This is a genomic window from Balneola sp. (genome assembly GCA_002694685.1).
Taxonomy (GTDB): Bacteria; Bacteroidota; Rhodothermia; order Balneolales; family Balneolaceae; genus Gracilimonas.
Window position 1 is genome coordinate 63,640 of sequence record NZMW01000016.1, and the last position, 12,391, is coordinate 76,030.

At 39.6% G+C, this 12,391-nt stretch carries 13 protein-coding genes; 7 read left to right on the forward strand and 6 right to left on the reverse strand.

All coding sequences use genetic code 11. From position 1 onward, the window contains the following. Nucleotides 1-129: 129 nt before the first annotated feature. The 4 genes from CL667_15625 to CL667_15640 all read right to left on the reverse strand — a co-directional run bounded on the left by CL667_15625 (nt 130) and on the right by CL667_15640 (nt 5,261). The gene (locus CL667_15625; GenBank protein ID MAL19127.1) at nt 130-1,005 is read right to left on the reverse strand and encodes a hypothetical protein; all 876 of its coding nucleotides are present in this window, start codon (nt 1,003-1,005) and stop codon (nt 130-132) included. Between the two features lie 420 nt (nt 1,006-1,425). Beyond that, a complete protein-coding gene (locus CL667_15630) occupies nt 1,426-1,950 on the reverse strand; it encodes a hypothetical protein (protein MAL19128.1) in 525 nt (174 codons plus the stop codon). Nucleotides 1,951-2,063: 113 nt separating this feature from the next. Continuing rightward, on the reverse strand, nt 2,064-3,614 hold the full coding sequence (locus CL667_15635; GenBank protein MAL19129.1) for a methylmalonyl-CoA carboxyltransferase: 1,551 nt from the start codon (nt 3,612-3,614) through the stop codon (nt 2,064-2,066). A gap of 15 nt (nt 3,615-3,629) precedes the next feature. Beyond that, nucleotides 3,630-5,261 carry a hypothetical protein gene (locus CL667_15640; GenBank protein ID MAL19130.1) on the reverse strand — a complete coding sequence of 544 codons (1,632 nt, stop codon included), beginning with the start codon at nt 5,259-5,261 and terminating at the stop codon, nt 3,630-3,632. 189 nt (nt 5,262-5,450) lie between these two features. Between CL667_15640 and CL667_15645 the strand changes: the two genes are divergently transcribed. The 3 genes from CL667_15645 (at nt 5,451) to CL667_15655 (ending at nt 7,688) form a co-directional block, all read left to right on the forward strand. Continuing rightward, nucleotides 5,451-6,011: a hypothetical protein gene (locus CL667_15645; GenBank protein MAL19131.1), complete on the forward strand. Its 561-nt coding sequence runs from the start codon at nt 5,451-5,453 to the stop codon at nt 6,009-6,011. Between the two features lie 138 nt (nt 6,012-6,149). Then, the gene (locus CL667_15650; protein ID MAL19132.1) at nt 6,150-7,250 is read left to right on the forward strand and encodes an aminopeptidase; all 1,101 of its coding nucleotides are present in this window, start codon (nt 6,150-6,152) and stop codon (nt 7,248-7,250) included. Nucleotides 7,251-7,262: 12 nt separating this feature from the next. Then, entirely contained in the window at nt 7,263-7,688 is a 426-nt protein-coding gene (locus CL667_15655; protein ID MAL19133.1) for a helix-turn-helix transcriptional regulator, read from the forward strand. Between the two features lie 68 nt (nt 7,689-7,756). Here CL667_15655 and pckA read toward each other — a convergent pair whose 3' ends face one another. Then, entirely contained in the window at nt 7,757-9,361 is a 1,605-nt protein-coding gene (gene pckA, locus CL667_15660) for a phosphoenolpyruvate carboxykinase (ATP) (GenBank protein MAL19134.1), read from the reverse strand. A 230-nt stretch (nt 9,362-9,591) separates the two neighbouring features. Between pckA and CL667_15665 the strand changes: the two genes are divergently transcribed. From CL667_15665 to CL667_15680, 4 genes are all read left to right on the forward strand, one after another. Then, nucleotides 9,592-10,152, forward strand: a complete 561-nt coding sequence (locus tag CL667_15665) for a DUF4199 domain-containing protein (GenBank protein ID MAL19135.1) — start codon at nt 9,592-9,594, stop codon at nt 10,150-10,152. Nucleotides 10,153-10,167: 15 nt separating this feature from the next. Next, nucleotides 10,168-10,623, forward strand: a complete 456-nt coding sequence (locus CL667_15670) for a hypothetical protein (protein ID MAL19136.1) — start codon at nt 10,168-10,170, stop codon at nt 10,621-10,623. 231 nt (nt 10,624-10,854) lie between these two features. Continuing rightward, nucleotides 10,855-11,205 carry a glyoxalase gene (locus CL667_15675; protein ID MAL19137.1) on the forward strand — a complete coding sequence of 117 codons (351 nt, stop codon included), beginning with the start codon at nt 10,855-10,857 and terminating at the stop codon, nt 11,203-11,205. 161 nt (nt 11,206-11,366) lie between these two features. Then, complete coding sequence (locus CL667_15680; protein ID MAL19138.1) at nt 11,367-11,789, forward strand: glyoxalase; 423 nt, start codon at nt 11,367-11,369, stop codon at nt 11,787-11,789. Nucleotides 11,790-11,967: 178 nt separating this feature from the next. On the opposite strand, the gene CL667_15685 is transcribed toward CL667_15680, so the two are convergent. After that, nucleotides 11,968-12,372, reverse strand: coding sequence for a hypothetical protein (locus CL667_15685; protein MAL19139.1), 405 nt, complete (start codon nt 12,370-12,372; stop codon nt 11,968-11,970). Nucleotides 12,373-12,391 lie beyond the last annotated feature (19 nt).

Genomic DNA, 12,391 nt, shown 5'->3' on the forward strand with positions numbered 1-12,391 from the left:
AATTGAATTTTAGCTTACCGGATTCACTCAGACAACACTTTAGAATATCATGTTCTTGTTCTGTACGCTCAGTGCGGAACGATGAGTACGACTCAAGAACTCAGAACATTTGGGCAAGTGGAATTAAGACTAGTCAAATTCATCACACCCTGGTTGGTAATACTCTTCGCTGAAGTCTTGATTACTAGTGAGAAACTCTTCATCATCCCAAATAGAGGCTATTTTTAAGTCTCGACTTTCATCATCTATATAAAGGATTTCACCTAACTTGTTGATCCAGCTGCTTGAGGTTGAGACAAACATACACGGGGCGTAAAAATCATCGACAATGTTAATTTCATTCACCCCCTCCGAAGTATTAATCAGGTAAAATTTCTCCGAACAAAAGTCTTCGCAAGAGCTTAGTAAAAGATTGCTTGAATCTACCCAAGCCACAGCATCAAAATCGTTCCCGGGGACACTGTAGATGTTTTGCTCTACCCATCGCTTGTTTTCATCTGCTTCCCAAAAAGCGATATCAACCGTACAATCAGTGCGAGTCTCGAGTACGGCCAAAGCACTCCCATTAATGGATGGAATTACATTTATGGTTTGAAAATTTCCTATTTTATCTTTGCAGATTTTAGAGTCCTTTGGCGAAAAGGTTTCTTGTAACACACCGGTAACTGCGTCTATTAAATGGTATTTGTCTGATATTCTGCCGGATACAATATAACCGGCCTCTTTCATGTAGAATAACTCTTCCCCGAAACCTTCAAAACTATTGTAAATCTCGAAGTCTCCACTAAACTCTTCATCAGTTAAAAATATCGAATACTGTTCATTCTTGACATCGCCTCCGTCAGGATAATTTCTTTTGTACTCATACCGATTCAGGATATAAGCTATTTCAGTGTTATCCTCACTCCAAACTGGTGAAGAAATTCTCTCTTTCTTTTTCCAATTTGCACAAGACCCAAGCAGAATGGCAGTTAAAGCATAAATAAGTATAGATTGATTTTTCATATCAATACCTCCCTTAATGATTAGTTTACAGGAGAAAAGGTGGATATTTGTTTGTACAAATCGATAAGCTACCCGCCAGAATGTAGTCGAAAATATACTTTAGAATACCGTTTGAACAAAACAGTTCTTCCCATATTTCTATCAAAATAACCGTTCTAATCCTTCAGAAAGCCTTTGTGAAAAGCATGGCCAGACTGTTGCACTTTTATACTCTTTCTAATTGTACCGAACGCCCCGTTGGGTACAAAAAAGCGAACCACCGGGTCCGTATAAAAAAATTGTAAGCAATACTCATCCCATCGCTCTTAAAGAGAAAAAGACGGTGAGTCGTAGCCGATATAAACTCCACGAAGAACACTATCCTTATTTTAATCTGTTTTATCTAACAGAGACCATTCTATTTAGCTCGTACATTTTAAATCAATTCATACTCTTTTTTAGCCGAAGACCAATTTCACCAATTCTGTTAAATTCTCTATCCAAAATCAGACTAGATGGACTCTTACTAGGCCCTGTTCCAGATTTCTTTGGAGTATAAATAACAAGATATTTGTCATCAGCTTTGTAATAGATTCGATTAAACTTCTCCATAAGGGCTCTGTTTTTCTTCTTGGCATCTAAAGTGTTTGAAATTTTATTACATATATTTGAATCTGCTATTTGTATAACACCCTTATCCTTCCAATATGAACGAAGATAGCTGGGTAAATCAGGTTTTTGTCGTAAGCTTTCAATACTAATTTTGTTTTTATCAGATGAATATATGTTTAAGCCAAATTCAATCCTTTCAGAATCTAATTCAGGATTGGCAAGTAATAATCCATGTATTATGAAAATACTTAAGTCATCAATCTCAGGACATATATTTTCAGAAGATTGTGCGTGTGAGGTTTCAAATCCTTTAAGGAATATTAGAAAGATGAAGAGTGTTATTTGCAATTTCATGGTATCGTTTCTTAGTCATTTGATCTAGCTTCCTCATTCCCAACGAGGTCAATGGGAACAAGGAGAACTAGTAAATATTGAACTCAACCATTTATCACATCATCAACTCTCAATTACAACGGCAAATTATCGTGCTTTTTCTTAGGCACGGAATCTACTTTGTTGTGCGAGACTTCAAGTTGTTTAATCAGCTTCGCCCGGGTTTCTGAAGGCAGAATCACATCATCAATAAAACCACGACCGGCTGCAAGATATGGATGGGCAAAGTTTTCACTATACTCATCTTCCAGCTCTTTTTGTTTGGCTTCGGGTTCATCGGCTTTTGCAATTTCTTTTCGGAAGATGATTTCAACTGCACCTTTGGTTCCCATTACCGCAATCTCGGCTGTTGGCCAAGCCACGTTATAATCTGCGCGGATGTGCTTAGAGTTCATTACGTCATAAGCTCCACCGTAGGCCTTACGGGTGATGACGGTCATTTTTGGTACGGTTGCCTCACAAAAAGCATAGAGCAGCTTAGCACCGTGTTTAATGATTCCATTCCACTCCTGATCAGTTCCAGGTAAGAAACCAGGTACATCTTCGAATACCACCAGTGGGATGTTGAAAGCATCACAGAACCGAACAAATCGAGCTCCCTTCAGGGAAGCATCAATATCTAACACTCCTGCAAGCGAAAGCGGCTGATTTGCAACCACGCCAACGCTGCGTCCACCCAGGCGAGCAAACCCTACTACAATATTGTCAGCATAATTTTCATGGACTTCATAAAACGAATCTTTGTCCATAATACCAGCAATCACATCATGAATATCGTACGGCTTGTTAGGGTTGAGCGGCACTAAATCTTCCAGTGCTTTTGCTTTGGCAGAATCTGGTTCTTTGGATTCTATCATTGGTACTTTTTCCTCACAATTCTGAGGAACATACTTCATCAACTGCCGGATATCATTCAGGCAAACCGCATCGTTTGCACTCGAAAAGTGAGCTACTCCAGATTTAGTACTGTGTGTTGAAGCTCCCCCCAACTCTTCGGATGTCACCTCTTCATGGGTAACTGTTTTTACGACGTTAGGTCCCGTCACAAACATGTAGCTGGAATCTTCTACCATAAAAATAAAATCGGTAAGGGCAGGACTATAAACAGCTCCGCCGGCACATGGCCCCATTACTGCTGAGATCTGCGGAACAACTCCGGATGCCATACTATTTCTCCAAAACACTTCAGCATATCCACCCAAAGAAGAAACTCCTTCCTGAATTCGAGCCCCTCCGGAATCATTCAAGCCAATGATAGGAACACCATTTTTCATGGCTAGATCCATAATCTTACAAATTTTCTCGGCGTGGGTTTCTGACAAGGAACCTCCAAAAACTGTAAAATCCTGACTGAAAACATAGACGGGTCGGCCGTGAATTTTAGCATGACCGGTAACAACCCCGTCACCTAAATACTGTTGTTCATCTAACCCAAAAGCTGTGCTGCGATGTGTTACGAATTTATCAATTTCGTCAAAAGAACCTTTATCGACCAGCAGATCAATTCGTTCACGGGCAGTCAGCTTGCCTTTATCGTGCTGTTTCTCGATACGAGCTTCGCCTCCACCTTTTAATGCTTCTTCCCGTAGTTTTTGCAGCCGTTCTACTTTCGGATTCGATGCCATAAATATCTCTATTGGTTAGGTTTTATATTCGTCAAAATAAGATTGTAGCCGGTCGGTAAAATCTACAGCTACTTCAGATGTCATATCTACATCATTGGTAGAAAATACATTCTTTTCTATAAAATCTGTGGCTTTATCCCAGTTTTCCAACTCTTGAATAGCGCCCAAGGCTTTGGTGTATTTTTTGTCAGAACCTTTAAAAATTTCTTCAACAAAAAAGCCTTCATTATTGATCATAAAGTCTTTCAATTCAGGAACTGTGTCTTCATCTGTGTCTTCTTCATCTACAATATCTTCTACCAATGTTTCTTCGTCTATCAACTCATCTTCATCGGCATCCTTAGATCCCATCAATATATCCATTTGGTCGGGACGGAGAAACTGTTGCCACATTTGTGATTTCTCCTCTTCTTCACTCTCTTCAGCTAAAGATTTTTCGGGTTCCTCTCCCATCATTTCCCCTAGTATGTCTTTCTCTTTCTTTGAGTCTTTTTTAGGGGCAGATTTAGACTTTGCCTTCTTCTTGGTCTTTTTAGCTTTTATTTCCTGTTCTTCTTTGGAAAGGTTTTTAAACGAATGAGCGGCTTGATCCAAAACGGTTACCAGGTTCTTACGGAATTTTTTAATCTCATCCGTTTGGTCTCCATGCTTCAGTGATTCTGAAATTTTATCGGCATCAGGCACTTCTTCAAATTCCTGGAAAATCGACTTATCATCTTGCTCTGTTTTAAATAAAGCATTGAAAGATTCTTCATCGGTCATTTGAGGATCATCTTCATTATAATCCCCAAAAAAGCTGTCTAATAACCGCTGTTCTTTTTCGTCAATTTCTTCCACTTCCTCTTCATCAGGATCATCAAAACGATTTTTCTGTGCAACCAACTCTGCTCGAAACTGATCCCGGAATTTCTCTTGCAGTTTCACATCCAATAAATCAGGATAGGATAAAATTTCTACGAAGCGTTCTTTTGTGATTGCTTCATCCAGCTCATTAAATGCTTTAGCGGTCAGGTATAATCCTTTGTCCTCAAAGAATAACTGTATGAGCTTTGCATCAATTTTACCTCCAAACAGCGTGAAAAGTAGTTCCAAAACCTGAGCCCAGTCTTTGGCTGTGTAAGATGAAACTAGATTAGCATCCAGATTATGAATAAGCAGCTTACAGCGTTTTTTCTCAAGCGTTTCCAGCTTCCTTTTTTTCATGTAGAGCGGGATTGCACGGGCAAAATGCTTATAGATCGTCAGCCTATTGGTTCGTTGAACGAGCTCTTCATAATTCAGTTCTTCTTCCCCCTTGTAGATGTACTCTGCCATGTGCTGACGCGGTTCCAAATATACTTTCACGATCTCAGTCATTACCCGGCTGGTAACAACATAAAATTTATCTTTGGGAAGTCTGGAGTTTGCAAAAAGAGCCTGCTGAAAATCTTTCCAGGTATCTTTGACCATCTCCTGGTCAATATTAGCCCACTCTGTCTCATCGAGTGTGAACTCTTTTTTCAGCTTCTCATTGATCTCGATACGAATTCGCTCAACAATAAAAGAAGGAAATCCCGCTGAAAGACAGTCTTTCAGGGTATAATATGGCTTGTCGGACTTAACCGCGCCAATCAGCCTATCGATAATTTCTTCTACTTCTTGATGCATAACTCAATTTACAATTTTGCTAAAAATAAAGCCTACCGACTCGCAATACAATTAAGGATTTATATAAATGTTTATCGTTTGAAATTTTAGAATTTTAAACCAGATTCTTATTTACCATAAACTTGCTACCTTTAAGGCATGATTTCACTACAAGCCGACCAACTTGCTAAAAAATTTAACGCTCATTCTATTTTCTCAGACCTGAGTTTTTCTCATTCTGAGGGAATCTTGGGTGTATCCGGAGCAAATGGAAGCGGAAAATCTACCTTATTAAAATGCCTTTCCTATTTACTTCGCCCAAACTCCGGAGATATAATCTGGAAAAAAGATGAACAAATCATGAACCAAAAAGAGGTAAAAGCTCATATTGGTTATGCTGCTCCTTACATAAATCTTTATGCTGAGTTATCGGTTTTTGAGAATTTGAAATTTTTGGTTGAAGCTGGAGGCATACCAGCAAAAACGGGTGAACTTATAAATCTGCTTGAGAGAGTTCAGGTCCCTCACCTTAAAGACCAGCTTTTTGGGAGCCTTTCTACAGGACAACAACAAAGGGCTAAACTCGCAGCTTCTCTGGTTCGAAACCCAAAAATCCTGATGCTTGACGAACCCGGTTCTAACCTTGATGAGAAAGGACACGCTCTTGTCTCGACAATTGTGAAGGAAGCTTCAGCCTCAGGTGCCCTTGTTTTCCTGGCTTCAAATGATCCCAACGAAATTAGTTTATGCGATTCGGTTATAGAGTTATAGTGTATTGAAGTTTTAAACAGTTAAGACGGCTACACATTAAATCTTTAACACATTACTAACTTTACTCTCAACTTTGTCGCAATTCCTTTAACTTTGTTGAAGAAATTCAACGCCTAATTTCCAACTATACATTCCTATATGATTTCACAAAACGATCAAGAACTCGCAAGCCTGATTCTCAACCACAGTACAGAAGTCGAGAAAGGTGACAATGTGATGGTTCAGCTTATTGGTTTAAATGGTATTGACTTACTTCGGGCTTTGGTGGAACAGATCCGCGAGAAAGATGCTCATCCCTTTATCAAGATTGAAGATGCCGAAACACAGCGAATCCTGATCGAAAATGGAAATGAAGAATTCTGGAAAAATCAGGCTTCTGTAGATCAGCTCCCACTTATGAAGCAGATGGATGCTTTTATTGGAATTCGCGCTTCACAAAATATTTATGAAAACTCACTGGCTAGTAAAGAAGCAAACAAAGCCTATTCTGAGCACTTTCTAAAGCCGGTTCACTTTGATGAACGCGTCAACAATACCAACTGGTGTATTATGCGCTACCCTTCTCCGGCTTTTGCGATGAATGCCAAGAAACCAACCAGTTCTTTTGCTGAATTCTATTACAACGCTTGTCTGGTTGATTACGGACAGCTTGAACAAGCCATGAAGCCTCTTGAAAAAAGGCTCCGTGCTACCGATGAAATTCACCTTAAAGGCGAAGGAACCGACATCAAATTCTCAGTGAAAGGACAAAATTGGGTTCCTTGTTTTGGAAAACGAAATATTCCCGATGGGGAATTATTCACATCACCAGTCATTGATTCTATAAACGGGGTGATTTCTTATGCGCCTTCCGTATATCAGGGCAAGCCTTTTGAGTTTGTGAAGCTGGAAGTAAAGGATGGCGTTGTGGTTGATTTCGATTCCTCCAACAACGAAGCACTTAAAGATATTTTAGACACCGATGAAGGAGCTCGGCGTTTTGGTGAATTCAGCTTTGGCCTGAATCCGGTTATCGAAAGTCCGATGTACGACATTCTTTTTGATGAAAAGATATATGGTTCTAATCACCTCACTCTTGGAAAAGATTATGAAGTAGCACCAAACGGCAACTCCAGTAACATCCACTGGGATCTCGTTTGTATTGGCGCCAATGTGTACTTAGATGGTGAGCTCGTTCGTGAAGGACGGAAGTTTGTTGTGGATGACCTGAAAGGACTCAACCCTGAAGAACTGCTTTAATCCTAGTATATAATGAACAGTACAGCCTGGCTTTATGGAGGAGTGTTAGCAGCGGTAGTTATACTGCTTCAGCTATTTGAATATTATCTGGCTATCTCAATTTTTCCCACCCCTGTTTATATTGGGGTTATTGCCCTTTTGTTTACGGCTTTGGGAATTTGGTTAGGCAAGAAGCTTACCGAAAAAAGTGAACCTGAATCTCCTGAACCTGTTTTTCGCCGTAATCAAAAGGCGCTAAAATCTTTGGGTATCAGTGAACGTGAGCTTGAGGTGTTGGAGCATTTGTCCAAAGGTAATTCCAATCAAGAGATTGCCAATAAATTATTCATATCCATCAATACCGTAAAAACCCATCTCACCAGCTTATATCAAAAGCTGGAAGTTAGCCGCCGAAGTATGGCTGTTAAAAAGGCGCGTACATTAAAGCTGATTCCATAAAAAATCCGCTGACTTTTTATAGCCAGCGGATCCATGTTAGAAGTTTTGATTTTTAAGCGTGATGCTTATTACACTACAACCCCAATATTTGGTCCGGCTTCGGTGATTTCATCACTGCTATCTGCCTCATACTTTTCAAAATTCTTAATGAAAAGTCTGGCTAGTTTTTCAGCTTGAATGTCATACTCCTCTCTGAATTCCCAAGAATACCGAGGTTGCAAAATCTCGGATGAAACATCCGGGCATGAAGTTGGAATTTCGAATCTAAACACCTCATCTGTTACCGTTTCAACATCATCCAGCTCTCCGGCATGTATGGCGTTGATGATGGCTCTGGTATCTTTCAGATTCATTCTTTCTCCACCCTTACCATAGGCTCCGCCTGTAATTCCGGTATTTACCAGCCATGCTTTAGCATTGTGCTTACGCATTTTCTCGGCAAGCATTTCAGCATATTTGGCAGGTGGCCAGGCTAAGAAAGCTGCACCAAAGCAAGCAGAGAATGTAGCTTCAGGCTCAGTCACTCCCATCTCTGTACCGGCTACTTTGGCTGTATATCCGCTAATGAAGTGATACATAGCTTGTTCCGGAGAAAGTTTACTGACCGGAGGCAGCACGCCAAAAGCATCATAAGTTAGGAATATGATATTTTTTGGATGCCCTGCTGTGCAAGGTATATTCGCATTCGAAATGTACTCGATTGGATACGAAGCCCGGGTATTTTGAGTAATGCTGACATCCTCATAATCTACTTCACGGCTTTCAGGGTCGTAACCGACGTTTTCAAGTACGGTTCCAAACTTAATGGCATTATATATTTCAGGTTCTTTTTCTTCGGAAAGATTTATGGTTTTTGCGTAGCAACCGCCTTCAATATTAAACACACCATCATCACTCCAGCAGTGTTCATCATCGCCGATTAATTTGCGGCTTTTATCTGCTGAAAGGGTGGTTTTACCTGTTCCTGAAAGACCAAAGAAGAGTGCAACATCCTCAGGTTCTTCGCCCTCATTAGCCGAGCAGTGCATGGAAAGCACATCTTGTTTCGGCATCAAATAATGCATTACAGTGAAGATGCCTTTCTTCATTTCACCGGCATATTCGGTTCCTAAAATCACCATTTGTTTGGTTTTGAAGTTGACGTCCACACTCGCGTCTGAAGTCATTCCTTCGGTAAACCGGTTGGCCGGGAACTTACCTGCGTTATACACCACGAAGTCAGGCTCGCCAAAATTCTCGAGCTCTTCCTCTGTTGGGCGGATAAGCATGTTGTGCATAAAAAGTCCATGATACGGACGCTCAGCTATAATGCGTACTTTCAATCTGTAATTTGGATCCCATCCTGCAAATCCATCAATTACATACAGCCTTTCACAAGTATTCAGATAGTCAGTTGCACGCTGATGATTGATATCAAAGGTGTGCTCGTCTAAAGGAATGTTGATGTTTCCCCACCAGATTTCATCCTTGATTCCTTCGCTTTCTACCACACGTTTATCAGCAGGACTTCTACCCGTTCTCTTTCCTGACCTAACTACCAACGATCCTTTATTGGTTATGGCTGAACCGGGATCATATTTTAAAGCATCTTCATAAAATTTAGCCGGGGAAGGATTCCTGATTATATTTTGCACTGAGATATTTTGATTGGATAAGTCAACTTTGGTTCTCATGACATTAGGCTTTAGAGATTACTATTGAGTAAGTACTTATAGATACAAACCAAACATGAATTTTCTGTTAATAAACTCAATAAAGTTTTGCTTTTAGCTGAATTAATTCATGGAATCGCTTTTCCAACACATTGGCCACATTATTTTCTGGAAATCATACTTTCGGGTGATGCATTCTTTCGAATTTTTCCTTAATTCTATGCCAGAAATGCTATCTAAACTCTGACCTTATGAAAAAAATCGTTCTCACTTTCGGCATTTTTGCCGGAATCATCAATGTTGGAACAGGCATACTTCTTGTCAATTTGGCTGGAGAAGAAATGGTTCACGCCAATTCACAATGGATTGGCTATTTAGTAATGATCATTGCTTTGTCAATGATATTTGTAGGGATAAAACAATATAGAGACGAGCATCTAGGTGGGGTCATTAAATTTGGCAAAGCTTTTTTAACCGGACTTTATATAGCACTGATTGCAAGCGCAATTTATGTGGGAGTCTGGGAACTCTATTTACAGGTCTCAGGAGTAGATTTTATAGCAAACTACCAAGCTTCTATGATCGAAAACATGCAAGCTGACGGAGCTAGTCAGGCCGAAATTTCAGCCATGAAAGATCAGATGGAATTTTATGCGGAGATGTATGAGAATCCGTTTCTCAGAATATTAATTACATTATCAGAGATACTGCCTGTTGGTTTAATCATCAGCTTGATTAGTGCCGCCTTACTTAGGAAAAGTACCTTCTTTCCTTCCAACGAAAACATAGATCCCGAAGCACAGGCTATTTAACCCAAATGATTACCTATGAAAATTGAAGCAAAAAATCCCGACGATTACATCAACAAAGTTCCAGAAGAACGAACGGAGGCAATGAAAAAGCTTCGGAAAGTCATTAAGGATAACCTTCCTGAAGGATTTCAGGAGACTATGAGTTATGGAATGATTGGCTATGTAGTTCCGCATTCTATTTATCCTGATGGATATCATGTGACTCCGGACCTACCCCTTCCCTTCATAAATATCGCTTCTCAAAAAAGTCATATAGCCGTTTATCATTCCGGTATTTATGCAGACGATAAGCTTATGGAATGGTTCACCAACGAATATCCTAAGTATGTAAAAACGAAACTCAACATGGGCAAAAGCTGTATTCGATTTCGTAATCCGGATCACATTCCATTTGAGCTTATTGGTGAGTTAGCCGGTAAAATGACGGTAGAAGAATGGATCAAACTCTACGAAAAGAACAGGAAAAGTTGAACTCAATGTACATGAATATAATCCCGTATTCGTCCGACCGCTAAGAGAATGCGTTAGAACTGGGTAGAAACGATTAGCGGCCTGACGATTCAAAAACGACTATCCAGAATATAGGTCAAACAGTTCGTCCCTAAACATTCATCGGACGAACCTAGTTCGTCAGATGAAGTTTTTAGCCTTATTTCTGAAAACCAGCTTAATTTCAACATTATCACATTTAATTACACCATTATGAATCCTAAAAACCACTCTATATCGCTTGCAGTAGAAGATATCAAAGCCTCTAAAGCATTTTATGAAAAGCTTGGGTTTGAACCCGTAGAGGGAACCGGCCCTATTGAGCAGAACTGGATTATCATGAAAAAAGATTATTCCCACATTGGGTTGTTTCAGGGAATGTTTGAAGAAAATATCATCACCTTTAATCCAACCGATGCCCGAAGTATTTACAAAGACCTGAAAGAACAAGGGGTGGAGTTCTTGATGGAATCAGAATCCATCAAAGACGAAAAAGGACCCTGCCATTTTTGTATTGCAGATCCTGATGGCAACCAGATTTTATTTGATCAGCATAACGACTAGTTAGTTAGTGGATATAGAATCTTCAAGTAAATAGGTCCTCAAAAAACAAACGATATAGATTAAATAAGCTTTCAGCCGTCAGCAATTAGCTTTCAGTTTATACAAAGACTAAAAAACTGATAGCTGAAGTCTGGGAGCCATCAGCTAAAAAAACAAAATTCATGAAAAAGCGAGTTACAGGAATAGGCGGTGTATTCTTAAAAGCAAAAGACCCAAAAGAAACCCAAGCTTGGTATAGAGAACACCTGGGAATTGAAAGCGGGAAGTATGGTGGCACTTTTGAATGGAGATATGCTGAAGATGCCTCTAAAAAAGGATATACAGCGTGGAGCATTTTTGACGAAAAAACCGAATATACCAACCCCAGTAATAAAGACGCGATGATCAACTATCGGGTCGAAAACCTCGAAGGGCTACTCAAAGTTCTGGAAGAAGAAGGGGTGGAAATTGTTGGGGAAATGGAAGTATTTGAATATGGCAAATTCGGCTGGATTATGGATCCCAATGGCTACAAAATTGAGCTATGGGAACCGAATGATAGCGAGTATGACAAGATTAAGGGTGAAACGAATATGAGTCGTTAGCTTTTTAATCTTTTTTCCTGATCAGCTTCACAAATACAAAACCAATAAGTACACTAACAGCAATAAAAGCTAAAAAAATTACTGTTTCTACACTCCCTAATGATCCCATCTGTTCACCTTATTCTATAATTTAATTTTTTAAAGTAGTTAATTAATAATCTTTTAGTTGTCAATTCAATTAACGACTTAATCTATATGAGTTTCTCGCAGAACCTGAAAAAGAGACAGCTACAGAATCACAGGTGCCCGGTTTAAATTCATGGGCCTTCAAAACACGTTCTGAAATTGTAGTTAAGCGATTATGAGGACTTGATAAGGTTATTACTGAATTTACCTCACCGGAAGGATCAACCTGAAAACTCATGATTACCGTACCCTCCACCCCATCTATTCTCAAGTCGGCAGGGTATTCACTTAGTTCTCTCGCTTCTTTTGCATTTAATAATTCGGGCTTCACTATCTCTTCACTACAAGCTTCAACCGGCTTAAGGTTGAATGGGTCAGATACTGGTTTCTGAGATTTTTGAGTAGTAGAACAAGAAGCCAGGAAGAATAATCCTGTTAGCAAAAAAAGTGAACGCATAGGAAATCATTTGTTAATT

What these genes read in the sequence shown, in the direction of transcription:
- CL667_15630 (MAL19128.1), bottom strand. Translation starts at nt 1,950, where the DNA reads ATGAAATTGCAAATAACACTCTTCATCTTTCTAATATTCCTTAAAGGA.
- CL667_15655 (MAL19133.1), top strand. Translation starts at nt 7,263, where the DNA reads ATGAACAGTACAGCCTGGCTTTATGGAGGAGTGTTAGCAGCGGTAGTT.
- CL667_15635 (MAL19129.1), bottom strand. Translation starts at nt 3,614, where the DNA reads ATGGCATCGAATCCGAAAGTAGAACGGCTGCAAAAACTACGGGAAGAA.
- CL667_15670 (MAL19136.1), top strand. Translation starts at nt 10,168, where the DNA reads ATGAAAATTGAAGCAAAAAATCCCGACGATTACATCAACAAAGTTCCA.
- CL667_15640 (MAL19130.1), bottom strand. Translation starts at nt 5,261, where the DNA reads ATGCATCAAGAAGTAGAAGAAATTATCGATAGGCTGATTGGCGCGGTT.
- CL667_15650 (MAL19132.1), top strand. Translation starts at nt 6,150, where the DNA reads ATGATTTCACAAAACGATCAAGAACTCGCAAGCCTGATTCTCAACCAC.
- pckA (MAL19134.1), bottom strand. Translation starts at nt 9,361, where the DNA reads ATGAGAACCAAAGTTGACTTATCCAATCAAAATATCTCAGTGCAAAAT.
- CL667_15625 (MAL19127.1), bottom strand. Translation starts at nt 1,005, where the DNA reads ATGAAAAATCAATCTATACTTATTTATGCTTTAACTGCCATTCTGCTT.
- CL667_15680 (MAL19138.1), top strand. Translation starts at nt 11,367, where the DNA reads ATGAAAAAGCGAGTTACAGGAATAGGCGGTGTATTCTTAAAAGCAAAA.
- CL667_15685 (MAL19139.1), bottom strand. Translation starts at nt 12,372, where the DNA reads ATGCGTTCACTTTTTTTGCTAACAGGATTATTCTTCCTGGCTTCTTGT.
- CL667_15665 (MAL19135.1), top strand. Translation starts at nt 9,592, where the DNA reads ATGAAAAAAATCGTTCTCACTTTCGGCATTTTTGCCGGAATCATCAAT.
- CL667_15675 (MAL19137.1), top strand. Translation starts at nt 10,855, where the DNA reads ATGAATCCTAAAAACCACTCTATATCGCTTGCAGTAGAAGATATCAAA.